Genomic DNA, 22,155 nt, shown 5'->3' with positions numbered 1-22,155 from the left:
ATTGCGGGAGCTGCGCAGCAGCGGAGCAATCCGTAGTATCGGAGTAAAATTGGAGTAAATTATTAGGAGAAGGTGACACTATGAAAAATTACTCAGAGGATGCCAGCAGGCAGTATCATATTCAGGTGGCGAAAGGGGAGGTTGGCCGCTATGTGATTATGCCAGGCGACCCCAAAAGATGCGTGAAGATCGCCCAGTATTTTGATGATCCGGTTCTCATTGCGGACAACCGGGAATATATCACCTATACAGGAACCTTAGACGGTGTGAAGGTCAGTGTAACCTCCACCGGAATCGGCGGCCCGTCCGCCTCCATTGCAATGGAAGAGCTGTCCCGCTGCGGCGCTGACACCTTTGTCCGCATTGGAACCTGCGGCGGAATGCAGCCGGAGGTAAAAAGCGGCGATATCGTCATTGCCACAGGAGCCGTCCGCATGGAAGGCACCAGCCGGGAATATGCGCCTATCGAATATCCGGCAGTAGCTAATTTGGACGTAACAAACGCCCTTGTAGCAGCCGCAAAAGAAAAAGGACTTTCCTACCACACAGGCGTGGTACAGTGCAAGGATGCCTTTTACGGACAGCACGAGCCGGAGGCCATGCCTGTTGGCTACGAGCTGATCAATAAATGGGAAGCCTGGAAGCGGATGGGATGTCTGGCTTCCGAGATGGAATCCGCAGCCCTTTTCATTGCTGCAGGCAAGCTTCGCGCAAGAGCCGGCTCCTGCTTCCTGGTACTTGCAAACCAGGAAAGAGAGAAGCTTGGACTGGATAACCCGGTTGTGCACGATACAGATATGGCAATCCGCGTGGCAGTAGAAGCTGTCCGCAAGCTGATCAAAGAAGACTAGAGCCTGTTTAAAAAATCATTCCCGCAATCTGCACGCCCCACTTTGCGGTATATTTTGCCCGAATTCAGTTGCCGTAGCCCGCTACGGCGCCCTCATCCGGACAAAATTTCCCACAAATTGTGACGCACATCTTGCAGAAAGCCTTTTTCAAACATGCTCCAGGCAGATTGAAAATAGAGAGAATATAAGAAACGAGGAACCAGAATGGACGTAAAAGAAATTTTAAAACATGTAGATCATACCCTTCTTCTCCAGCCATCTACCTGGGAAGAAATCAAGCAGATCTGTGACGATGCTATGGAATATGGAACAGCATCTGTATGCATTCCCCCAAGCTACGTAAAACAGGCAGCAGAATATGTAGACGGAAAAATGGCAGTATGCACAGTCATCGGTTTCCCAAATGGCTACATGACCACAGCAGCCAAGGAATTTGAGACAAAGGATGCCGTTGCAAACGGCGCATCTGAGATCGATATGGTCATCAACATTGGATGGCTCAAGGACAAGAAATACGACCTGATCGAGAAAGAGATTCGCACCCTGAAAGCAGCATGCGGAGAAAAAATCCTGAAGGTGATCATTGAGACCTGCTTCCTCACAGACGAGGAAAAAATCAAAATGTGCGAGATCGTAACCGCAGCAGGCGCAGACTATATCAAAACCTCCACAGGCTTTGGCGGCGCAGGCGCTACCTTCGCAGACATTGAGCTGTTCTCCAAACACATCGGACCAAATGTGAAGATGAAAGCAGCAGGCGGAATTTCCTCCCTTGAGGATGCTGAGAAATTCTTATCTCTTGGCGCCGACAGACTGGGAACCAGCCGTATTATCAAGATTGTAAAGAACGAGAAAGCTACCGGCTATTGATTACAAGATGCAATTACCGAAGGTAATTTGGAATGCATTTTGGCACGTAATGGTGAAAACACGAAACCGTTGCGATATGAAAAAGAAACAAGGGGTGTGAGAATGGAAAAAGAAATCAGAAATAAATTAATCGATACTGCCATAGCGCAGCTGCAATATTCTTATACACCATATTCCAATTTTAAAGTAGGCGCAGCCCTGCTGGCAAAAAATGGTCAGACCTACACCGGCTGCAACATTGAAAACGCAGGCTACACCGCCACCAACTGCGCGGAGCGAACCGCCTTTTTCAAGGCTGTAAGCGAAGGCGTTAAGGAATTCCAGGCAATCTGCGTAGTAGGCGGAAAAAAGGGCGTTCTTACAGAATATGCAGCTCCCTGCGGAGTATGCAGACAGGTGATGATGGAGTTCTGCAATCCCGAAACCTTCCAGATCATTCTGGCAGTGGACAAGGAGCACTACGACATTTACACATTAAAGGAACTGCTTCCTCTGGGCTTTGGCCCCACTAATCTGGCCTGACCGTAGGAGAATAAATTATGACAACAGAAGAATTAAAGGCCCTCCCCAAGGTGGAGCTTCACTGCCACCTGGACGGCTCCCTCAGCCGGGAATTTATAGAATCAAGACTTGGACGGGCAGTACAGCCAGAAGAACTTAGCGTATCAGATGACTGCACCTCCCTGGCCGAATACCTTGAAAAATTTTCCCTTCCCGGACAGTGCATTATGGATGAGAAGGGATTAGAAGGGGCTGGCTATGACGTGCTGAAAAGCATGAGCCAGGAGAATGTGTGCTATGCGGAAATCCGCTTTGCCCCTCTTTTATCCGAGACAGAGAGCATGAACTGCCGGTCAGTGATCGAAGCACTTTTAAAAGGTCTTGAGCGCGGCAAAAAGGATTTCGGCGTGGACTTCGGCGTGATCACCTGTGCCATGCGCCATCATAGCCAGGAGGACAACAGCCGCATGATCAAAACCGCCCGGGAGTATCTGGGATATGGAGTGTGCGCCGCGGACCTGGCAGGCGCGGAAGCCTCCTACCCAATGTCACAGTTCATGGAGCTGTTTACAGACACCTGCAAATTGGAAATGCCCTTTACTCTCCATGCAGGAGAGTGCGGAAGCGTGCAGAACATTGTGGATTCTGTAAAAGCAGGAGCTGGCAGAATCGGTCATGGAATTGCCATGAGAGGTTACGCTGATCTGCAAAAGGAGCTTGCACAGATGGGCATCGGAATTGAGATGTGCCCCATCAGCAACCTGCAGACAAAGGCAGTACAGAGCACTGCCCAGTATCCCATCTGTGAATTTTTAAATGCAGACCTGAAGGTTTCCATCAACACGGACAACCGCACCGTCAGCAATACCACGCTGACCAAGGAACTGCAGTTCATTCAGAAAACCTATGGAATTACAGATGAGGAGATTCTGATCCTTATGAAAAATGCGGCAGACACTGCATTTGCAGGCGAAGAAGTCAAAGAGAAACTACACAGAAAACTGTATATAGGCCGATAAATGACCTGTTGAATAAAACATGGCAGAGGCAATTCTGTTAAAAAAAAAAAAAGCAGCAGAAATGGGGGATTTTATTTTGAAAAAATATGAAAGGATCTTTGTGATCGTCCTGGATTCTCTGGGAATCGGCGCTATGCCGGATTCCGAAAAGTTTGGTGATGTGGGAGTGGATACCTTCGGACATATTCTGGATAAAATGGGTTCCCTGGAAATACCAAATTTAAGAAAACTGGGAATGTTAAATCTGCATCCTGCCGGAAATATGACAGGCGTGGAGCATCCTATGGGCCGCTACATGCGCATTACAGAAGCCAGCAACGGCAAGGACACTATGACCGGGCACTGGGAAATGATGGGAATCAGAACAACCAAACCCTTTATCACCTTTACAGATCACGGATTTCCGGCGGAATTGATCGCAGAGCTTGAGAAGCGCTGCGGCAAGCGCGTAATTGGAAACAAAAGCGCAAGCGGCACGGAGATTATTGAAGAGCTGGGCGAAGAAGAAATCAACACAGGCGCCATGATCGTCTACACCTCCGCAGACTCTGTCCTTCAGATATGCGGAAATGAGGAGACCTTTGACCTTCAGAACCTGTATCGCTGCTGTGAGATTGCCCGTGAGATCACTATGAAGGATGAGTGGCGGGTAGGCCGCGTCATTGCAAGACCCTATGTGGGTAAAAAGAAAGGCGAGTTTAAGCGCACCAGCAACCGTCACGACTATGCCCTGAAGCCAACTGGCTTAACCACCTTGAATGCACTTAAGGATGCAGGACTGGATGTGATCGGCGTAGGCAAGATCAACGATATTTTCTGCGGCGAGGGAATCACAAAGACCTATCATTCCAACAGTTCCGTACACGGCATGGAGCAGACCATTGCCATCAGCAAAGAAGACTTTAAGGGACTTTGCTTTGTCAATCTGGTTGATTTCGATGCCCTGTGGGGACACAGACGAAATGTGGAAGGTTACGGCAAAGAGATTGAGAAATTTGATAAAAACCTGGGCGTTCTTCTTGAAGCGCTTCGGGAGGATGACCTTCTGATCCTGACGGCAGATCACGGAAATGATCCCACCTACACAGGTACAGACCATACAAGAGAATACGTTCCATTCCTTGCTTATTCCCCGCAGATGAAAGAGGGCGGAGCCATCGAAAACGAAGATACTTTTGCTGTGATCGGCGCTTCTGTTGCAGATAATTTCCAGGTTAAAATGCCGGAGGGAACCATCGGACACTCTATTTTGGAGAAGCTGGTTTAAGAGAGCATTTTTCAGATATGCTTCCAGACAGCAGAATATGAGGAAACTATATGAAACACACATACTTGCATGATGTACTTCCGTTTCTTCGGGAACTGGAAAGAGAGAAACAGAAACAGTTTGAAGCTTATTTCCGCACAGCACCCTTGTGGCTGATGGATCTGTTCCAGAGCGAGGTGATGGAAGCTGGCATCACCTTTATCCGGGAAAATGAGCCTGCAGACACTATTTTCTTTGTGGCAAGGGGAAGGGTCAAAGCCACAGACTACAGGGTGTCTGGCATTGCCTACGATTTTATGAAGCCCATGAATCTGATCGCACTTGGTGGAATGGAAGTGATCCTGGGGCAGGACACCTACCAGACTACCCTGCAGACAGAGACAGAATGCATTGTGACCAAGCTTCCAAGAGCCCAGTATGAGAAATGGATCTATTCAGATACGGAAGCCTTTCGCACGGAAGCAAGGCTTACCTGCGCTTCCCTTCTGGAGGAGGAGAGACGGAACCGGCTGTACCTGTTTCTGGAAGGTGCAGACCGGCTGGCTGTGCTGTTTGCGGACTGGTTTGAAAAATACAGTAAAAATGAGCAGCTTTGCATCAATGAGAGCCGTCAGAATCTGGCAGATGAGACAGGTCTCTGCCTGAAAAGCATCAGCCGTGCCATCAAAAAATTTCAGGCGGATGATCTGATCACCAAAAAAGGCAATCAGATCTGGATTAACGAGAAACAATACAGAGGCCTGAAAAGAACTGTAGATGAGAAAATAGGCAGCGTATAAAAGGAGAAGGTGTACATGAACGATTTATATCAGAAGCTTGAAACTTGCCTTGCAAGTGTCAGAAAAAAAACAGATTTTAAACCGGAGGTGGCGCTGATCCTGGGCTCCGGGCTTGGTGATTATGCAGATGAGATCCAGATTGAGACCACAATTGATTATACAGAAATTGAAGGTTTTCCAACCTCCACAGTTGCAGGACACAAGGGAAGGTTTGTATTCGGCTATGTGAAACAGGTGCCGGTTGTGATCATGCAGGGAAGAGTGCATTATTATGAAGGCTATCCTATGACCGATGTGGTGCTTCCCGCAAGACTGATGGGCATGATGGGAGCGAAGAAGCTGTTTCTCACCAATGCAGCAGGCGGCGTGAATCCATCCTTTCATCCGGGGGATTTCATGATGATCACAGACCACATTGCAACCGGAATTCCAAGCCCTCTTATCGGACCTAATATAGAGGAGCTTGGCTGCAGATTCCCGGATATGAGTGAGGTGTACAGCAGACGGCTTCAGGATGTGATCCGCACCTCAGCGAAAAAATGCGGCATTTCCATTCAGGAGGGTGTTTACGTGCAGTTTACAGGACCAAACTACGAGACTCCTGCTGAGGTGAAAATGGCAGCCATCTGGGGCGGGGACGCTGTTGGCATGAGCACTGCCTGCGAGGCGATGGCAGCCCGTCACATGGGCCTTGAGATCTGCGGGATTTCCTGCATCACCAACATGGCAGCCGGAATTTCAAAGGAAGAGTTAAACCACAAGGAAGTCCAGGAGACTGCAGATCGGGTTGCCAAATCCTTCAAGGAACTGGTAACAGAAATTATTGTGAATATGTAACAGGTAACAAAGGAGAAAGAGAAAGTATGGGAATTGTTGTAATCGGTGATGTTTTTATCGATGTGAAAGGGTATTCTACAGCGCCTTTTATTCCAGGCGGAAGAAATGCGGGAGAAATCCAGCAGATCCACGGCGGAGTGGGAAGAAATGTGGTAGAGGATATTGCCAATATAGAGCTGAAGCCCACATTTGTCAGTCTGGTGGATGACGATGCCATGGGCGAGGAAGTGATCCGCAAGCTGGATCGCCACAAGGTAGACACCAGGTTTATGCGCAAGGTGCCAAACGGCATGGGAACCTGGCTGGCTGTTTTTGACCAGGACGGGGATGTGGTGGCATCCATTTCCAAGAGACCGGATCACCGCCCCATTGAGCAGATTCTGGAGGAATGCGGAGACGAGATCTTCCAGAATGCGGACAGCGTGGTGATCGAGATTGACATTGACAAGGAAATCGTGAAGAAAACCTTCCACTATGCGGAGAAATACGGCAAAAAAGTTTACGCACTGGTTTCCAACATGACCATTGCCATGGAGCGCAGGGATTTTCTTCGGAAAACAGCCTGCTTCGTCTGCAACCAGCAGGAGGCCGGAATTTTGTTTTCTGAAGATTATGACGGCCTTTCCCCGGAGGAAATGGCAGAGTGCCTGACAAAGCGCATCCAGTCAGCGCACATTCCCAAGATGGTGGTTACCATGGGAAGTGAAGGCGCAGCCTACGCAGACCAGGAAGGAAATCACGGTGTTTACCCGGCCAAGAAGGTGGATGTGGTGGACACCACAGGCGCAGGAGATGCCTTTTTCGCAGGTGTTTGCGTAGGACTGACATACGGCAAGACCTTAAGAGAGGCATGCGCCATCGGCACCCGCCTTTCCTCTACAGTTATTTGTACATCTGATAACATTTGCCCAAGATTTATGCCGGAAGAATTCGGCCTTGACAGGTAGGAGCGAAAAAATGGAAAGTCTGATTATAGGAATTGCCGGAGGTTCCGGCTCTGGTAAATCAACATTTACAAACAGGATTAAAGAGCATTTCGGGGATGATGTGGTGGTGCTTTATCACGACAATTACTACCGCAGACAGGATGGAATTCCCTTTGAACAGAGGGTAACTGTCAATTACGATCATCCCGATTCCCTGGAGACCGAGCTTCTGGTAGAGCATCTGAAGCTTCTGAAGGCAGGAAAATCCATAGAATGCCCGGTTTATGATTATTCCCAGCACAACCGTTCCGATAAGATTCTTCACATTACCCCAAGTCCGGTGATCCTTGTGGAAGGAATCCTTCTTCTGGCAGATCCAAGGGTGAGGGAGCTTCTTGACATCAAGGTGTATGTGGAAGCGGATGCAGACGAGCGTATCCTTCGCCGGATCTCCCGGGACGTGGAAGAGCGCGGAAGGGACTTAAACGGAATCATCAACCAGTATCTGAATACGGTGAAGCCCATGCATTACCTTTATGTAGAGCCTACCCGTTCCAAGGCAGACATTGTGATCAACAGCGGTAAAAATGATGTGGCATTTGACCTGTTTGTTTCCAAGATCAGCATGGAGCTGGAGAAAAGAAAACAGGGCTGATAAGAAAAAAGCATGACTTAGAACCTTTTACAGGAGATGCAGATGTCACAGAATGATGAAAAGCTACAGGAGACAGAAATGACTGAGAAAATAAAAACTTCCAACGAGGGGCAGGAAGCTGCTTCACAGGACGCACAGCAGTCTCACAAAAGACGTGTGCGCTACAAGGGCAAATACCCGAAGAAATTCGAAGAGAAATATAAGGAGCTTCAGCCGGAGAAATACCAGGATACCATCCAGCATGTGATGCAAAAAGGAAACACTCCTGCTGGCATGCACATTTCCATTATGGTAAAGGAAATCCTTGATTTCCTGGAAATCAAGCCGGGACAGGTAGGCTTTGACGCTACTTTAGGCTACGGAGGCCATACGAAGGCAATGCTTCAGTGTCTTCAGGGAAAAGGCCATGTGTATGCCACAGATGTGGATCATGAGGAAGCCGCCAAGACCAAGAAGCGCCTGGAAGAGCTGGGATTTGGGGAGGACATTCTCACTATTAAGCTTCAGAACTTCTGCACCATTGATGAGATTGCAAAGGAAGTGGGAGGCTTTGATTTCCTGCTGGCAGACCTTGGCGTTTCTTCCATGCAGATCGACAACCCGAAAAGAGGATTTTCCTTTAAGGTGGACGGACCTCTGGATCTGCGTCTGAACCAGGAGGCCGGGATCAGTGCCGCAGAGCGTCTTGAGACCATCACAAGAGACGAGCTTGCCGGAATGCTTTATGAGAATTCTGACGAGCCCTACTGTGAAGAACTGGCAAAGGCCATCACTGATGAGATCCGCAGAGGAAACCACATGGATACCACCACCAAGCTTCGCCAGGTGATTGAGAAGACCCTTGATTTCCTTCCGGAGAAAGAGAAGAAGGAGACCATCAAGAAGACCTGCCAGCGTACCTTCCAGGCTCTTCGAATTGATGTGAACCGGGAATTTGAGGTCCTCTATGAATTTATGGAAAAGCTGCCGGATGCTTTAAAGCCAGGCGGAAGAGCCGCTATCCTGACCTTCCATTCCGGGGAAGACAAGCTGGTAAAAAAAGCGTTAAAGGCAGGATATAAGGCAGGAATTTATTCCGATTACGCCAAAGATGTAATTCGTCCGTCCGCACAGGAATGTGCACAGAATGGCCGCGCACGGTCTACAAAAATGAGATGGGCGATTAAAGCCTAGAGCCTGTTTGAAAAATCATTCCTGCAATCTGCACGCCCCACTTTGCGGTATATTTCACCCGAATTCGGTTGTCGTAGCCCGCTACGACGCCCTCATCCGGGCAAAATCTCCCACAAATTGTGACGCACATCTTGCAGAAAGCCTTTTTCAAACATGCTCTAGAGCCTGTTTGAAAAATGGGGGAGAAACCGCATTACTGCAGTTCCATTCCCCATATTTTGCAGTCGCGGGTTCCCACGACCATATAACTTTGATAGACAGCAGGAGATGCTTCGATGACTCCCTCACTGATCTGGTGGCAGTCAAGAACCTCTCCTGTTTTTCCGTCCAGAAGATAAATGTGTCCGGTGCTGTTGCAGTAGAGCACTTTGCCGCTGCCGTCGGGATTGTACACACATACAGGAGAGGACCAGGCATAGGCAGCAGCATGCTCCCAGACGGCTTCCCCTGTATTTTTGTCAATGCAGGCAAGGACGCCCTCGGCCTGGCCTCCAGTTCTGGCTACGGTCACATAAATGTAGTCGGACAATTCCTCTTTACCCACTGCGATGGTGGACTGGACGCCGCCGGAGACCCCGTCCTCAGAAGAACACTCGTAGGATTTCTGCCAGATGATCTCTCCGGTCTCGGCGTCAATTTTCCATACCGGAACTTCCGCTGTGGAATTGCTTCGCCATCCAAGACGGAAGGAGGTGCTGATGTACAGGTAAAGATGTCCGTCCTCCACGGAAAGCACCGGGGAGGAGTTGGAGTCATCCAGAATGTCCTGTACCCACACCAGCTGCAGGGTGTTCAGATCCAGGCACATCAGATTGCCGCCATTGTCGGACATGAAAATATAGCCGTCGTAGATGGCTGCACTGTCCTCCATGCCAAGCCAGTAGGAAGCAACACTGGTTCTGGTTCCGTAATAATGCCATTTCACAACCGGGTCCGGGGCGATGGACAGGGTGCCTGCCGCTGGATCATAGCTGGTATTTAATTTGATCAGGTAGAGAATGCCGTTTTCCCCAGGATAGATCAGAGTATCGGTATTCGCATCCACAAGTGCGGAGGAGTCAAAATAGCTTAAGTTTCCGCGAAGGGAAAAAGAATCGTTATTTCCGAAGGTGTACATGACGCTGCAGTCCAGAAGGTTGACCACGAAAACCCTGGCGGTTCCTTCATTGCTGTCGTAGCCGGCACCTACATATAAGATTGGATAGCCTCTTGGGTCCAGTGCACCGGAACCCTTGAAGGTGTAGCCCAGGAAAAGGGCCTCTCTTGTCGGCTCGCCTGTTTCCAGATCCAGGAAATACACATATCCGTCCATGCAGGCGTAGATCACTTCCACAAGGTCGTCTTTTTCTTTGGCCCAGTCGTACATGTTCATGGACTGTTTGGCTTCTTTGGACCATTTTTCCATAAGAGGCTGTCCGGTCCAGCCGCTTCCCGACCAGGTAGCATCGCCTACCGTGATGGAACCTGTGCTGGCGGTCCAGAGATCTGTTATTTTGCCCTCCTTGATCTGGGTGTTTCCATAGGAGGCGGTGTCGCGGAAATTATTGCCCCGGAAGGTGACGATTCCGTCCACATCTGTGTAGCTGATCCCTGCATCAAAGGAATGGGTGTCAGCAGACTGGTAATCAGAAAGATTTGCCAGGGTCTGCCCATTTACCTCGATGGCTGTGGAATCTATGTAAAGGGAGGGCTTTGTGGATTCCACACAGGCGGGGGAAAAGCTGGCAGGCTTTGCCATAGCTGCCTTTACCTCTGCAAGGGAGTCGGTTTGTTCCATATTAAGCCCGCTGTCCCCGGAAGTGGCTGCAACCATGGAGACGGTGTTGGCAGATTCTTTGATTTTCCCCACAAGCCGGGCGGCACCAAAAACGGTAAGGGCTGCAGCGCCCAGAATCCCGCCTGTGAGAAGCTGCTTTTTCATTAGGTACTTTCTTTTAAGCTGCCGCTTTCGTTTTCCTATTTTTCGTTTCATACTGTAAATCCTTCCATTTCATTAAAGCTGAAAAAACCTTTTAAGAGATGCTAGAGCGTGTTTGAAAAATCATTCCTGCAATCTGTGACGCACATCTTGCAGAAAGCCTTTTTCAAACACGCTCTAAGATTATACAGCCTGCCGCATGGAAATACAAGGCTGGCCGGGCAATCTTTTTCCTTGACAGATACTATTGAACATTGCTAAAATAATATTAATTGTGCGATGAAATCGATGCATTTGACAGAGATAAAGGAGGAAGAGAAATGCTGAAAGTATGGATCGTAGGATCAGAAGGCCAGATTGGCGAAGCAATCAATGAAGTGCTGAATCCGCTGGAGATTGAAGCTCTGAATACAGATAAGAATGAGCTCGATATCACAGAAACCGATGAAGTGCTCCGTTTCGGTGAGATCAACCGTCCGGACGTGATCATCAACTGTGCGGCACTTACCGATGTAGAGCTTTGCGAAAAAGAGCCGGAGCATGCATTCCGCGTAAATGCCCTGGGTGCCCGTAACTTAAGTATTGTGGCAAGAAAAACCGGGGCAAAGATGGTACAGCTGTCTACAGATGACGTTTTTGACGGCTTGGGAAAAAAGCCTTATACAGAATTTGATGATACCAATCCTATCACCGTTTACGGAAAATCAAAGCTTGCAGGAGAAAAATATGTGAAGGAATTCACCCACAAGCACTTTATTATCCGAAGCAACTGGGTATACGGAACCGGAAATAATTTTGTAAACCGCGTGCTTGCCTCAGCAGATGAAGGGCAGGCCTTATCCGTTGCAGAAGATCAGTATGGTTCTCCTACAAGTGCCAGGGATCTGGCAAGAATCATTCTTTATTTGATCCGCACTAATGAATACGGAACTTATCATGCTACCTGCATGGGCGTTTGCAGCCGTTACGAATTTGCAAAGGAAGTACTTCGGCTTTCCGGAAAAAAAGAACAGCTGAATCCGGTTCCCACGCCGCAGTCAGATCTGTCCTCTGCAAGACCTGCATATGCAGTTCTTGATAATTTCATTCTTCGCATTATTGATGTATACGACATGCCGGATTGGAAAGAATCTCTGGCAGAATTTATGAAAGAGAGGATGGAAGGCTAAGATGGGAGCAAAGAAAGAAAATGCAAAAGAGAAAAAGAAAATCAGTCTGACCAGTAAGATTTTTATTGCACTGATCGTTGGTGCTGTCACCGGAATGGTTCTTCATTATCTGGTTCCGGATGGTAATATTAAAAATGACGTGATCGTGGAAGGCGTTCTTTATGTATTGGGTCAGGGATTTATCCGCCTCATGAAAATGCTGGTTGTTCCATTGGTATTTTGTTCTCTGGTTTGCGGAAGTATGGCAATCGGAGATACCAAGAAGCTGGGAAATGTAGGCGGCAAGACTCTTGCATTTTATCTGGTTACTACTGCGGTGGCCGTTGCAGTTGCCCTTGGAATCGGAACCCTTTTAAGACCTGGTATCGGTCTTGACATGAGTAAGATTCAGGTGAATGCTTCTGACATTGAAACTATGGAGTCTGCTTCACTGGCACAGACCATTTTGAATATTATTCCGGACAACCCTTTTAAAGCTCTGGCAAATGGCGAGATGCTTCAGGTGATCGTATTTGCCCTGGTCGTTGGTGTGATCCTTGCCAAGCTTGGAGAGCGCGCAGAGGTGGTTGCCAACTTTATCAGTCAGTTTAATGACATTATGATGGAAATGACCATGATGGTTATGAGTCTGGCACCAATCGGTGTATTCAGTCTTATTGCAAGAACTTTTGCCAATATTGGCTTCAGTGCGTTTATTCCGCTGGCGAAATATATGATTGCGGTACTGATCGCGCTGGCAATCCAGTGCTTTGGAGTGTATCAGATTTTGCTCAAGGCATTTACCGGCCTGAATCCGGTCAGATTTATCAAGAAATTTTTCCCGGTTATGGCTTTTGCCTTTTCCACGGCAACATCCAATGCAACAATACCTCTTTCCATCGATACGCTGCATAAGAAAATGGGTGTTTCCAAAAAGATTTCTTCCTTTACGATCCCGCTGGGAGCTACCATTAACATGGATGGTACTTCTATCATGCAGGGTGTTGCGGTTATGTTTGCAGCGCAGGCATTTGGAATTCATCTGACACCTATGGATTATGTAACCGTTATCGGTACGGCGACTCTGGCTTCTATTGGTACAGCAGGTATTCCAAGTGTTGGTCTTGTGACCTTGACCATGGTATTTAACTCTGTTGGTCTTCCGGTGGAAGCAATCGGTATTATTATGGGTATTGACCGTATTCTGGATATGGCCAGAACAGCCGTTAATATTACAGGAGATGCAGTTTGCACGACCATTGTGGCTTGCCAGAATGGGGCTGTGGATAAAGAAGTGTTTAATAAAGCTGAATAAAAATATTGGCGTGTGTATGTGAGTTTAGACTCAGGTATGCACGTCTTTTTTTGTGTGGCGAAGGCGGACGCCTGGGAGGGGCAGTGTGTTCAAAGTAACTATGAATTAATTGAAAATAAACAGCATATAACACTTGACAACAGTATAATACTGTTATATGCTGTTTGCATAAGGAGGGGTCACATGAAGATCATAATTAATCACTCGTCGATGCAGCCAATTTATGAGCAGATCACAGATCAGATTAAGGCGATGATCATTGACGGGACGTTAAAGGAAGAGGAAATGCTTCCCTCTGTGAGAACTTTGGCGAAGGAGCTGAAGATTAGTGCTCTTACGGTGAAGAAGGCGTATGACTTTCTGGAGGAAGAGGGGTTCGTGGTTACGGTGCATGGGAAAGGCAGCTTTATTGCCAAGAATAACCAGGGACTTCTTATGGAAGAGCGGAAGCGGGAGATTGAGACAGAACTGGAGGAAGTGATCCGGAAAGCGCGGATCAGCGGATTGTCTGAGGAAGAGATCCGGGAACTGTTTGAGCTTATTATGGAGGAGTAGATATGCTGTTGAGTTTGAAGAATTTGCAGAAGAATTATCCTGGATTTTCCCTGGATGTAAGTATGGAAGTAGAAGAAGGACAGATCACCGGTCTGATCGGAGCCAATGGAGCAGGGAAGTCTACTACCTTTAAGGTTATTCTGGGGCTGGTTCATCCTGATGCAGGAGAGATTCGTCTGTTTAATAAGGATATGGAGCAGATTTCCCAAAAAGAGAAAGCGGATATAGGCGCGACACTTTCTGACAGCGGTTTTTCCAATTGTTTGACCGTGAAACAGATTGTGCATATTCTGACAGAGACTTATGAGAAATTTGATCGGGAGATGTTTGAGAAGCGGTGCAGCCTGTTTTCCATCCCCATGGATAAGAAACTGAAAGAGTTTTCCACAGGAATGAAAGCAAAGTTAAAAGTGCTGACAGCCACCAGCTTTGATGCCAGGCTTCTTGTTCTGGATGAGCCTACAGCCGGTCTGGACGTGATTGCCAGGGATAGCATTCTGGAACTCCTTCGGGAATATATGGAGACGGAAGGAAGAAGTATTCTGATCAGCTCCCACATTTCCTCAGATCTGGAGAGCCTGTGTGATGATATTTATATGATTGATAAGGGACGGATCGTGCTTCATGAGAATACAGATGTGCTGCTGGATGAATATGGTCTTATCAAGGCTGACGAGAAGCAATATGAGTTGCTTGATAAGCAGCATATTCTCAAGGTGAAGAAGGAGCAATACGGCTACAGCTGTCTCACAGATGAGCGTGCATTTTATGCGGAGAACTACCCGCAGCTTGCAATAGAACGTGGGTCTGTGGACAAGGTTATTACCATGATGATCAAGGGGGAAGTATTATGAAAGGTATGTTTGTAAAAGACATGGAAATTATGAGGGGAAACATGAAAACGTTCATTGGCGTATATATTATAGCTATTTTCTGTTTCCTTAGTACTTCCGCAGGTCCTTCTTTTCTAATCAGTTATGTGTCTGTTCTGGCTGCCGTTATGGCACTGAATACCATAGCAAGTGATGATATGGATAATGGTATGCCTTATATTTTTACTTTTCCTATCAGCAGGAAAGAATATGTGAAGGAGAAGTATCTGCTGGGTGCAGGGATGGTCACGGTATTGTGGGCTGTTGCTGTTGCAATTGCAATTGGCGTAAATGCTTCCGGATATCGTATGGTGTCCTGGGAAGAACTGATCGCTTCTGCAGCTGTCGGTCTTTTTCTTGCTGTTTTCGCAAATGCGGTTGTGTTTCCGGTACAGTTGAAATATGGAAGCTCTACAGGAAGGCTGGTGCTGCTTGTTCTTGTATTTGGCATCATGGCTGTAGGATGGATTGGCGTAGAACTATGCCAGAAAATGAAAGTGGATTTTTCAGGTCTGAAAAATCTGGGCCTGCGCATTTGGAACCTTGGAATCCCAGTCTGTCTGGCGATGCTGTTTGTTCTTATGTTGCTAATGGTTCTGATTTCCTGTACAATATCCATAAAGATTATGGAGAAAAAGGAGTACTGATCCGGAAATGAAGAAGAATCAGATTTTTATAAAATGCGGAACTGAATATAAGGAGATGACGAAAGAACTGCTGGAGGCGTGTGATCTGGCAGGAGAGATAGAGAAGAAGTTTGTGAAATACGGATTGAAGGCGCTTTCAGAAAATTTCGAGGCAGGTTTACAGCAGAATAGTGAGAAGGTTATAACAGAAGCGAAGTTTGAAACAAAGAGCAGTCTTATTGACAGCTCTAAAGCAGAAGTGGACTGTTTTTATTCTTCAGATTCTGTGGAAAAACAGAATTCAGAATTTGGTTTGTACAATATGCGGATCGGCATCAAGCCAAACCTGGTCGCCCCCATGGAAGCCTACTGGGGCGGCACCACTCACCCGGAGGTAGTCGCCGGAATCGTAGAATATCTTCAGGAAAAAGGTTTTTCCAATCTGGTGATCATGGAAGGTTCCTGGGTAGGAGATAAGACCTCCGAATCCTACGAAGTCTGTGGTTTCAAGTCCCTCTGTGAAAAATATAACGTTCCGTTCCTTGACATGCAAAAGGAAAAGGGTGCGCCTGTACAATGTGGCGATATGACCTTAAACATCTGCAAAAGTGTCCTTGACCTGGACTTCCTTATTAATGTTCCGGTACTAAAAGGTCACTGTCAGACCAAAATCACCTGTGCATTGAAGAACATGAAAGGTCTTTTGCCCAACTCTGAGAAGCGCCGCTTCCACGCACTTGGCCTTCATGATCCTATCGCTCACCTAGGCCTTGCTATCCACCAGGATTTCATCATGGTAGATAATATTTGCGGCGATCTGGATTTCGAAGACGGCGGCAACCCCGTAGAGATGAACCGCGTTCTGGCAGCAGTGGATCCGGTTCTTATGGATGCTTACGTCTGCGACATGATGTACTATCAGCCAGAAGAAGTCCCCTACATCACAAAGGCTGCCGCCCTTGGTGTTGGCTGCGCCGACATCCGCCAGGCAGAAATCCGTGCCCTCGATGGCAACCCCGGCGCTCCCATTCCCAAGTCCCGGAAAGTGGTAGAGCTTGCCGACGCTGTAGAAGAAGTAGAATCCTGCAGCGCCTGCTACGGCAACCTGATCCCCGCTCTTGACCGCCTGAAGCAAGAAGGTCTCCTTTCAAACCTGACCACCCGAATCTCCATCGGTCAAGGCTACCGAAATCAAAAGGGTCTCCTTGGCATCGGTCACTGTACCCGAAGCTTCACCTGTCACCTCAAGGGCTGTCCCCCTACAGAAGAGGAAATCTATGAGTTTTTAAAAAGCTATATTACGGAAACATAATTTCAGCCCCGCAGGTTTGCGGGGCTGTTTCTATGCTTTTTGTTTTTGCTGTCCCAGAGAAATAATCCCTTTACAAAAGCTTCTTCACCATCTGGATAATCTGTTCTTTGGAAACAGTACTGCTGTTGATACACAGGTCATACTGCAGCATATCCAGCCAGTTGGTGTCTGTGAAATATTCATAATAAGCACGGCGCTCCTTGTCAGTGCGCTTCACCATCTTGCGAACACTCTTTTCCTCACGTCCGGTACGGGCCATTACCGTTTTCACTCGCTCCTCAAAAGGTGCATAGATGAACAGGCTGATATGCTTATCCTTATAGTCTTTTAATATATAGTTGCCGCAGCGTCCGACAATTACGCAGTTCTCTTTATCAGCAGCTTCCAGAATACTCTTCTTCTGCAGATCATAAAGCACATCGTTCATAGGAACAAAATGATACTCAGGATTCATCTGAAGCTCATAATCAACCGGATAAAGCCACTGGCTGGCTTTTTTCTCGTCTACTCTGGCAAACTCATCAAAGGGGATATTTTTCTCCTTGCTTGCCATTTCAATCAATTCCTTGTCATAGAATTTAAAGCCCAGTTCCTCAGCAAGAGCCTTTCCAATAATACGTCCGCCGCTTCCAAACATACGATTGATTGTTATGATGCATTTACTCATAAACGCCGCCTCCTTTTTGATAAAAACAGTGCAAAAAGTATATTATCTGTTCTTTTTTGCATTATAACATAATTATTTGAAAATTTCTATATATTTTGCATAAAATCAAAATAAAAAAATATTCTGAATCTGTCATTTCGCTGGAAATTTGGATTTTTTCTTGTTATACTTAAAGTTGATAATAAAAGAAAGGAAATCACCATGCTTAAAATAAAAAATTATGTGAAAGCGGAATCCCTGGAAGAAGCCTATGAGCTGAACCAGAAGCGTACTGCCTGTGTACTGGGCGGAATGGTATGGCTGAAAATGGGCAATCGCAATGTAACTACAGCTATTGACCTTTCAGGCCTTGGACTGGATACCATTACAGAGACGGAGGAAGAATTTGTAATCGGCTGCATGACTCCCTTGCGTGATCTGGAGCTTCATGAAGGACTTCATGCCTATACCCATGGAGCTATGAAGGAGAGTCTGCGCCACATTGTAGGCGTGCAGTTCCGCAACTGTGCTACAGTGGGCGGAAGTATCTGGGGGCGTTTTGGTTTCTCAGACGTTCTGACTATGTTTTTAGCCCTGAATACAGAGGTTGAGCTTTTTAAGGGGGGAAGAGTCTGTCTTTTGGATTTTGTAAAAATGCCAAAGGACAGAGATATTCTGGTACATATTATTGTGAAGAAAACTCCGATTAAGACTGCATACCTAAGTCAGCGTAACACAAAGACCGATTTTCCTGTGCTTGCCTGCTGTGTAAGCATGTCTGCAGATGGGATGAAGGCTGTTTACGGTGCCCGTCCGTCTAAAGCATTTCTTCTGGAGGATGCGGAGAATATTTTGAAGGCTGTGCAGACACTTTCTGAGGAAGAGAAAAAGGCAGCTTATGAGAAATTTGCGGATTATGCGGCTAAGAAGGTTCCAACCTCAGGAAATATGAGAGGAAGTGCTAAGTACAGAACCCTTCTTGTGAAGGTCCTTACAAGAAGAGCATTGGAAGCAGTGGGAGGTATGAGTGATGAGAATTAATTTTTGGCTGAACGGAGTTAAAAAAGAAGAAGAAATCCGTCCGGATACCCTGCTGCTGGATTTTCTTCGAAGCCTTGGCTGCTACAGTGTAAAAAGAGGCTGTGAGACTGCTAACTGTGGTCTTTGCACAGTTCTGGTGGAGGGAAGACCTATGCTTTCCTGTTCCGTTCTGGCAGCACGCATTGACGGCAAAAGGATTATGACTATGGAAGGTCTTCAGGGAGAAGCCAAAGAATTTGGTACATTTCTTGCCAATGAAGGCGCAGAGCAGTGCGGCTTCTGCAATCCGGGCTTCATTATGAATGTGATCGCCATGACAAAGGAATTGGCAGATCCTACAGAGGATGAGATCAAGGAGTATCTGGCCGGAAATCTATGCCGCTGTTCCGGTTTTGTGGGACAGACCAGAAGTATTCTGAAATATCTGGAATATAAGAAAAACCAGGAGAAGGAGGTGCAGGCATGAGCTATGTAAATCAGTCTCTGCAGAAAAAAGATGCCATGGCACTGGTTACAGGACAGCCTGTATATACCGATGACCTGGCACCTAAGGAATGCCTGATCATTAAGATATTAAGAAGTCCTTATGCCAATGCCTGGATAGAGGAGATCAAAACTGAGAATGCGAAGAAAACAGATGGTATTGCCTGCGTTCTTACCTGGGAAGATGTTCCGAAGAAAAGGTTTGCTTCTGCAGGGCAGACTTATCCGGAATTCAGCCCCTATGACAGATTGATTCTGGATCAGCATCTGCGTTTTGTAGGAGATGCAGTAGCAATTGTGGCAGGTGAGACAGAGGCGGCAGTTGACCTTGCCCTGAAACGCATTAAAGTGAAATACCGTGTGGAAACACCGGTTCTGGATATGCATACAGCCAAAGACAATCCGGTTCTTGTTCATCCTGAAGAGAATTGGGAATCCAAGTTCCCCGTAGGTGCTGACAACAAGCGAAACCTTGCTGCCAAAGGCCATGAGGAAATGGGTGACATTGACGCTGTTCTTGCCAGCTGCAAATATACGGTAGATGAGGTTTACCATACAAAGGCAGACCAGCAGTGTATGATGGAAACCTTCCGTGCATACTGTACCAAGGATCATTTTGGAAGACTGAATGTGGTAGCCTCTACACAGGTTCCTTTCCATCTTCGAAGAATCCTTGGAAATGCCCTTGGAATTCCATCCTCTAAGATTCGTGTGATCAAGCCTCGTATCGGAGGCGGCTTTGGTGCCAAGCAGACAGAGGTTTGCGAGATTTACCCGGCAATTGTCACCTGGCTGACCGGCCGTCCGTCCAAGATCGTTTACAGCCGCCACGAGGCCCTGATCTGTGCCTCTCCCCGTCATGAGATGGAGGTCCATGTACAGGTTGGAGCGGATGAGAATGGTATTGTAAAGGGAATTAAGGTGGAAGCCCTTTCCAATGCAGGCGCATATGGAGATCACAGCCCTACAACTGTGGGTCTGACGGGGCATAAGGCCATTGCACTGTATCGGAATCTTGAGGCCTACGACTTTGATTATGAAGTTGTATACACCAATGTTCAGGCAGCAGGTGCATACCGCGGCTATGGCGCTACACAGGGTATATATGCAGTAGAGTCTGCTGTAAATGAGCTGGCGCACAAAATGAACATGGATCCAGCCAGAATCCGTGAATTGAATATGCCTGTTGAAGGGGAAAGAATGTACGATTATGACGGCAATCTGACCCACACGGCAAGCTGTACCATGGATCGTTGTCTTGCCCGTGCCAAGGAGATGATTGGCTGGGATGAGAAATATCCATGCAGGGACATGGGAAATGGAAAAGTAAGAGGCGTAGGTCTTGCCATGGCAATGCAGGGCTCCTCTATTTCTAATGTAGACGTTGGAGGTGCAACCCTGAAGCTGAATGAGGACGCTTCCTATACATTATCCCTTGGATGTGCGGATATGGGTACCGGATGTGATACGATTCTTTCTCAGATGGCAGCAGACTGCCTGGAAACGGAATTTGACAATGTGGTTGCATTTGGAGTGGATACGGATGTTTCCCCATATGATTCCGGCTCTTATGCCTCTGCTACCACCTATGCCACAGGAAATGCAGTGATCAATGCCTGCGGTGAATTGAAGAAGCGGATCATCAAGGTAGGCGCAGGACTGCTTGGGGTAGCTGCGGAAGAAGCTGAATTTGACGGGAAAAGAGTTTATGCAGGGGATAAAGAGGTCAGTCTTCAGGATGTTGCCTATAAGGGAACCTGCGGCAATACGCAGGAGCTTCAGGTAACCACCGCCTTTTCTTCCAAGATTTCTCCTCCGCCGTATATGATCGGTGCAGCAGAGGTGGAAGTGGACAAAGAGACCGGAAATATTGACCTGATCGATTACGTGGCAGTGGTAGACTGCGGAACTCCTATTAACCCTAATCTTGCCCGTGTGCAGACAGAGGGCGGCGTTGCCCAGGGAATTGGCATGGCTCTGATGGAGAATGTCCAGTATTCCAAAGAGGGTAAGATCCGCGAGAACTCTTTCATGCAATACAAGATCCCAAGCCGCGTGGACATCGGAAATATCCGTGTGGAGTTTGAGAGCAGCTACGAAAAGAGCGGTCCTTTCGGTGCCAAATCCATCGGCGAGCTGGTCATTGACACTCCATGCCCGGCCATTGCAGATGCAGTCTACAATGCCTCTGGCGTGCGCGTAAGAGAGCTTCCTATTACACCGGAGAAGGTTGCCATGGGGATTTTGAAGGCGCAGTTAGAGGGAGAGAATCATAAATGATGAAAGATGTGTGTCTGGCATGCATAGGTTTTATTCTTCAGACGATGATATTTTTGGCGGCAGGCAGACTTGTGTTTCAGGTTCTGAAATTAAAGGAAGATATTTCCCTGCAGCTGATCCTGGGATATCTGGCGTACTTTGCGGTATTTGAAATCTTGTTTACCCCCATGACGCTTTTGTGGGTTTCTTTAAGTACTGCAGCAGGCGTATGGGCCGTGATCATGGCTGTAGCTGTGCTTAGGGCTTTTCTTTGCATAAGACGGCACAGGCATATGGATGGCACTCTGGGACAGACTGTGAGAGTGAAAGCAGAAGCAGTATGGAAACAGCACTCCGTGATGCTTCTGCTCCTGGCAGCGGTGATTTTTCTTCAGTGCCTGATCGTTATTTTTTATGAAGATATCACTGTGGATGCTGCCTACTATGTAGGAACGGTCAGTACCTCTGTATACACGAATACCCTTGGCAGATTTGATCCGTTCAGAGGCGGCATCCTGCAGAATTTTCAGGCCAGGTATGTTCTGTCCGCTTATCCTATGAATAATGCAGTGTGGTGCAGGCTTTTGGGAATCCATCCCATTGTACAGGCCAAAATTGTAATGTCCTGTGAAAATGTGATCATTGCAAACCTGGTCATCTATCAGATTGGAAAAAGATTGTTCGGGAAAAACCGCAAGAAAGCGGATCTGATGGTGCTGTTTGTGTGCGTCCTTCAGTTGTTCTGCGGCACGATCTACACGGCAGGAACCTTTTTCTTTACCAGAAGCTACGAGGGAAAAGCCATTCTTGCAAATATTGTATTTCCGGTTGTTCTTATGTGCGCCCTGTGGCTTTACGAAGAAAAAGAGGACCGTAGGGTGTGGGCGGTGCTGTTTATTACGGCGGTAAGCGCTCTGGGATTTTCCGGCTCTGCCATTATCCTTCCAGCTGCAGTTCTGGCTGGGATGGTACCGGTTATGCGGATGAAGCGCAAGCTTTCCGGCCTGCCTTACTGTATTTTGTGCATGGTTCCTTCTGTTCTCTATGCAGGTGTGTATTTTGCGTGTAAGCTTGGACTGCTCAGTCTGGCTGCATCGTAGAA

At 47.4% G+C, this 22,155-nt stretch carries 24 protein-coding genes and 3 pseudogenes; 22 read left to right on the top strand and 5 right to left on the bottom strand.

Annotated features, from left to right (window positions below; translation table 11 throughout):
- The first annotated feature begins 80 nt into the window (after positions 1–80).
- Positions 81–851 (top strand): uridine phosphorylase, encoded by a 771-nt coding sequence (gene udp / locus H8S54_RS13655; RefSeq protein WP_021924630.1) that lies wholly within the window; start codon positions 81–83, stop codon positions 849–851.
- Between the two features lie 64 nt (positions 852–915).
- On the opposite strand, the gene H8S54_RS19090 is transcribed toward udp, so the two are convergent.
- Positions 916–981, bottom strand: coding sequence for a DUF6783 domain-containing protein (locus H8S54_RS19090; RefSeq protein WP_334298068.1), 66 nt, complete (start codon positions 979–981; stop codon positions 916–918).
- Positions 982–1,055: 74 nt separating this feature from the next.
- Between H8S54_RS19090 and deoC the strand changes: the two genes are divergently transcribed.
- From deoC to rsmH, 9 genes are all read left to right on the top strand, one after another.
- Complete coding sequence (gene deoC, locus H8S54_RS18320; protein WP_021924631.1) at positions 1,056–1,721, top strand: deoxyribose-phosphate aldolase; 666 nt, start codon at positions 1,056–1,058, stop codon at positions 1,719–1,721.
- 69 nt (positions 1,722–1,790) lie between these two features.
- Positions 1,791–2,243 carry a cytidine deaminase gene (gene cdd, locus H8S54_RS18315; RefSeq protein WP_408610286.1) on the top strand — a complete coding sequence of 151 codons (453 nt, stop codon included), beginning with the start codon at positions 1,791–1,793 and terminating at the stop codon, positions 2,241–2,243.
- A gap of 17 nt (positions 2,244–2,260) precedes the next feature.
- Complete coding sequence (gene add / locus H8S54_RS13645) at positions 2,261–3,241, top strand: adenosine deaminase (protein WP_021924633.1); 981 nt, start codon at positions 2,261–2,263, stop codon at positions 3,239–3,241.
- 76 nt (positions 3,242–3,317) lie between these two features.
- Entirely contained in the window at positions 3,318–4,508 is a 1,191-nt protein-coding gene (locus tag H8S54_RS13640) for a phosphopentomutase (protein ID WP_186901663.1), read from the top strand.
- A 50-nt stretch (positions 4,509–4,558) separates the two neighbouring features.
- Positions 4,559–5,287, top strand: coding sequence for a Crp/Fnr family transcriptional regulator (locus H8S54_RS13635; protein ID WP_186901662.1), 729 nt, complete (start codon positions 4,559–4,561; stop codon positions 5,285–5,287).
- Between the two features lie 15 nt (positions 5,288–5,302).
- The gene (locus H8S54_RS13630) at positions 5,303–6,124 is read left to right on the top strand and encodes a purine-nucleoside phosphorylase (RefSeq protein ID WP_021924636.1); all 822 of its coding nucleotides are present in this window, start codon (positions 5,303–5,305) and stop codon (positions 6,122–6,124) included.
- Between the two features lie 26 nt (positions 6,125–6,150).
- Entirely contained in the window at positions 6,151–7,071 is a 921-nt protein-coding gene (locus H8S54_RS13625; RefSeq protein WP_173765815.1) for a carbohydrate kinase family protein, read from the top strand.
- Between the two features lie 10 nt (positions 7,072–7,081).
- On the top strand, positions 7,082–7,705 hold the full coding sequence (gene udk, locus H8S54_RS13620) for a uridine kinase (RefSeq protein WP_021924638.1): 624 nt from the start codon (positions 7,082–7,084) through the stop codon (positions 7,703–7,705).
- A gap of 78 nt (positions 7,706–7,783) precedes the next feature.
- The gene (gene rsmH, locus H8S54_RS13615; RefSeq protein WP_202031032.1) at positions 7,784–8,878 is read left to right on the top strand and encodes a 16S rRNA (cytosine(1402)-N(4))-methyltransferase RsmH; all 1,095 of its coding nucleotides are present in this window, start codon (positions 7,784–7,786) and stop codon (positions 8,876–8,878) included.
- Here rsmH and H8S54_RS19085 read toward each other — a convergent pair.
- Positions 8,868–8,969 (bottom strand): annotated as a pseudogene (locus H8S54_RS19085) (DUF6783 domain-containing protein); the annotation flags it as partial. The gene rsmH and the pseudogene H8S54_RS19085 sit on opposite strands and share 11 nt — an antisense overlap.
- On the opposite strand from H8S54_RS19085, the pseudogene H8S54_RS19080 reads away from it, so the two are divergent.
- Positions 8,946–8,996 (top strand): annotated as a pseudogene (locus H8S54_RS19080) (DUF6783 domain-containing protein); the annotation flags it as partial. The pseudogenes H8S54_RS19085 and H8S54_RS19080 overlap by 24 nt on opposite strands.
- A 75-nt stretch (positions 8,997–9,071) precedes the next feature.
- Here the strand turns inward: H8S54_RS19080 and H8S54_RS13610 are convergent.
- Both H8S54_RS13610 and H8S54_RS19430 read right to left on the bottom strand, forming a co-directional pair.
- The gene (locus H8S54_RS13610; protein ID WP_021924641.1) at positions 9,072–10,850 is read right to left on the bottom strand and encodes an outer membrane protein assembly factor BamB family protein; all 1,779 of its coding nucleotides are present in this window, start codon (positions 10,848–10,850) and stop codon (positions 9,072–9,074) included.
- A gap of 40 nt (positions 10,851–10,890) precedes the next feature.
- Positions 10,891–10,953, bottom strand: a pseudogene (locus tag H8S54_RS19430) (DUF6783 domain-containing protein); the annotation flags it as partial.
- Between H8S54_RS19430 and H8S54_RS19425 the strand changes: the two are divergent.
- From H8S54_RS19425 to H8S54_RS13580, 7 genes are all read left to right on the top strand, one after another.
- On the top strand, positions 10,931–11,047 hold the full coding sequence (locus H8S54_RS19425; RefSeq protein WP_408610285.1) for a DUF6783 domain-containing protein: 117 nt from the start codon (positions 10,931–10,933) through the stop codon (positions 11,045–11,047). The pseudogene H8S54_RS19430 and the gene H8S54_RS19425 sit on opposite strands and share 23 nt — an antisense overlap.
- 69 nt (positions 11,048–11,116) lie before the next feature.
- Positions 11,117–11,965, top strand: coding sequence for a dTDP-4-dehydrorhamnose reductase (gene rfbD, locus H8S54_RS13605; RefSeq protein ID WP_186901661.1), 849 nt, complete (start codon positions 11,117–11,119; stop codon positions 11,963–11,965).
- 1 nt (position 11,966) lies between these two features.
- On the top strand, positions 11,967–13,259 hold the full coding sequence (locus tag H8S54_RS13600) for a dicarboxylate/amino acid:cation symporter (protein ID WP_173765817.1): 1,293 nt from the start codon (positions 11,967–11,969) through the stop codon (positions 13,257–13,259).
- Between the two features lie 183 nt (positions 13,260–13,442).
- Positions 13,443–13,814 carry a GntR family transcriptional regulator gene (locus tag H8S54_RS13595; RefSeq protein WP_117853413.1) on the top strand — a complete coding sequence of 124 codons (372 nt, stop codon included), beginning with the start codon at positions 13,443–13,445 and terminating at the stop codon, positions 13,812–13,814.
- A 5-nt stretch (positions 13,815–13,819) separates the two neighbouring features.
- Positions 13,820–14,668, top strand: a complete 849-nt coding sequence (locus tag H8S54_RS13590) for an ATP-binding cassette domain-containing protein (RefSeq protein WP_173765858.1) — start codon at positions 13,820–13,822, stop codon at positions 14,666–14,668.
- Positions 14,665–15,333 (top strand): ABC-2 transporter permease, encoded by a 669-nt coding sequence (locus tag H8S54_RS13585; RefSeq protein WP_173765820.1) that lies wholly within the window; start codon positions 14,665–14,667, stop codon positions 15,331–15,333. Before H8S54_RS13590 ends, H8S54_RS13585 begins: the two co-directional genes overlap by 4 nt.
- Positions 15,334–15,340: 7 nt before the next feature.
- Entirely contained in the window at positions 15,341–16,624 is a 1,284-nt protein-coding gene (locus tag H8S54_RS13580; RefSeq protein ID WP_243176827.1) for a DUF362 domain-containing protein, read from the top strand.
- A gap of 70 nt (positions 16,625–16,694) precedes the next feature.
- On the opposite strand, the gene H8S54_RS13575 is transcribed toward H8S54_RS13580, so the two are convergent.
- A complete protein-coding gene (locus tag H8S54_RS13575) occupies positions 16,695–17,291 on the bottom strand; it encodes a cytidylate kinase-like family protein (protein ID WP_186901659.1) in 597 nt (198 codons plus the stop codon).
- Between the two features lie 201 nt (positions 17,292–17,492).
- Here H8S54_RS13575 and H8S54_RS13570 point away from each other — a divergent pair, with 201 nt between their 5' ends.
- From H8S54_RS13570 to H8S54_RS13555, 4 genes are read left to right on the top strand one after another with little or no spacing between them, the layout of a single operon-like run.
- Complete coding sequence (locus tag H8S54_RS13570; RefSeq protein ID WP_186901658.1) at positions 17,493–18,311, top strand: FAD binding domain-containing protein; 819 nt, start codon at positions 17,493–17,495, stop codon at positions 18,309–18,311.
- The gene (locus H8S54_RS13565; RefSeq protein WP_186901657.1) at positions 18,301–18,777 is read left to right on the top strand and encodes a (2Fe-2S)-binding protein; all 477 of its coding nucleotides are present in this window, start codon (positions 18,301–18,303) and stop codon (positions 18,775–18,777) included. Before H8S54_RS13570 ends, H8S54_RS13565 begins: the two co-directional genes overlap by 11 nt.
- The gene (locus tag H8S54_RS13560) at positions 18,774–21,074 is read left to right on the top strand and encodes a xanthine dehydrogenase family protein molybdopterin-binding subunit (RefSeq protein ID WP_186901656.1); all 2,301 of its coding nucleotides are present in this window, start codon (positions 18,774–18,776) and stop codon (positions 21,072–21,074) included. The genes H8S54_RS13565 and H8S54_RS13560 overlap by 4 nt, the downstream gene beginning before the upstream one ends.
- Positions 21,071–22,153 carry a DUF6077 domain-containing protein gene (locus tag H8S54_RS13555; protein WP_243176824.1) on the top strand — a complete coding sequence of 361 codons (1,083 nt, stop codon included), beginning with the start codon at positions 21,071–21,073 and terminating at the stop codon, positions 22,151–22,153. Before H8S54_RS13560 ends, H8S54_RS13555 begins: the two co-directional genes overlap by 4 nt.
- Positions 22,154–22,155: the final 2 nt, after the last annotated feature.

Source organism: Blautia segnis (assembly GCF_014287535.1).
GTDB lineage: Bacteria > Bacillota > Clostridia > Lachnospirales > Lachnospiraceae > Blautia_A > Blautia_A acetigignens.
Note: the sequence above shows the minus strand (reverse complement) of the source record. Positions and strands in the feature narration are given on the sequence as shown.

Bases quoted from the DNA above. Each gene is read 5' to 3' on its own strand.
- H8S54_RS13555 (WP_243176824.1), top strand. From the start codon at position 21,071: ATGATGAAAGATGTGTGTCTGGCATGCATAGGTTTTATTCTTCAGACG.
- H8S54_RS13580 (WP_243176827.1), top strand. From the start codon at position 15,341: ATGAAGAAGAATCAGATTTTTATAAAATGCGGAACTGAATATAAGGAG.
- H8S54_RS13560 (WP_186901656.1), top strand. From the start codon at position 18,774: ATGAGCTATGTAAATCAGTCTCTGCAGAAAAAAGATGCCATGGCACTG.
- udk (WP_021924638.1), top strand. From the start codon at position 7,082: ATGGAAAGTCTGATTATAGGAATTGCCGGAGGTTCCGGCTCTGGTAAA.
- H8S54_RS13625 (WP_173765815.1), top strand. From the start codon at position 6,151: ATGGGAATTGTTGTAATCGGTGATGTTTTTATCGATGTGAAAGGGTAT.
- deoC (WP_021924631.1), top strand. From the start codon at position 1,056: ATGGACGTAAAAGAAATTTTAAAACATGTAGATCATACCCTTCTTCTC.
- H8S54_RS13585 (WP_173765820.1), top strand. From the start codon at position 14,665: ATGAAAGGTATGTTTGTAAAAGACATGGAAATTATGAGGGGAAACATG.
- H8S54_RS13635 (WP_186901662.1), top strand. From the start codon at position 4,559: ATGAAACACACATACTTGCATGATGTACTTCCGTTTCTTCGGGAACTG.
- rsmH (WP_202031032.1), top strand. From the start codon at position 7,784: ATGACTGAGAAAATAAAAACTTCCAACGAGGGGCAGGAAGCTGCTTCA.
- H8S54_RS13630 (WP_021924636.1), top strand. From the start codon at position 5,303: ATGAACGATTTATATCAGAAGCTTGAAACTTGCCTTGCAAGTGTCAGA.
- H8S54_RS13610 (WP_021924641.1), bottom strand. From the start codon at position 10,850: ATGAAACGAAAAATAGGAAAACGAAAGCGGCAGCTTAAAAGAAAGTAC.
- H8S54_RS13565 (WP_186901657.1), top strand. From the start codon at position 18,301: ATGAGAATTAATTTTTGGCTGAACGGAGTTAAAAAAGAAGAAGAAATC.
- rfbD (WP_186901661.1), top strand. From the start codon at position 11,117: ATGCTGAAAGTATGGATCGTAGGATCAGAAGGCCAGATTGGCGAAGCA.
- add (WP_021924633.1), top strand. From the start codon at position 2,261: ATGACAACAGAAGAATTAAAGGCCCTCCCCAAGGTGGAGCTTCACTGC.
- udp (WP_021924630.1), top strand. From the start codon at position 81: ATGAAAAATTACTCAGAGGATGCCAGCAGGCAGTATCATATTCAGGTG.
- H8S54_RS13595 (WP_117853413.1), top strand. From the start codon at position 13,443: ATGAAGATCATAATTAATCACTCGTCGATGCAGCCAATTTATGAGCAG.
- H8S54_RS13600 (WP_173765817.1), top strand. From the start codon at position 11,967: ATGGGAGCAAAGAAAGAAAATGCAAAAGAGAAAAAGAAAATCAGTCTG.
- H8S54_RS13570 (WP_186901658.1), top strand. From the start codon at position 17,493: ATGCTTAAAATAAAAAATTATGTGAAAGCGGAATCCCTGGAAGAAGCC.
- H8S54_RS13575 (WP_186901659.1), bottom strand. From the start codon at position 17,291: ATGAGTAAATGCATCATAACAATCAATCGTATGTTTGGAAGCGGCGGA.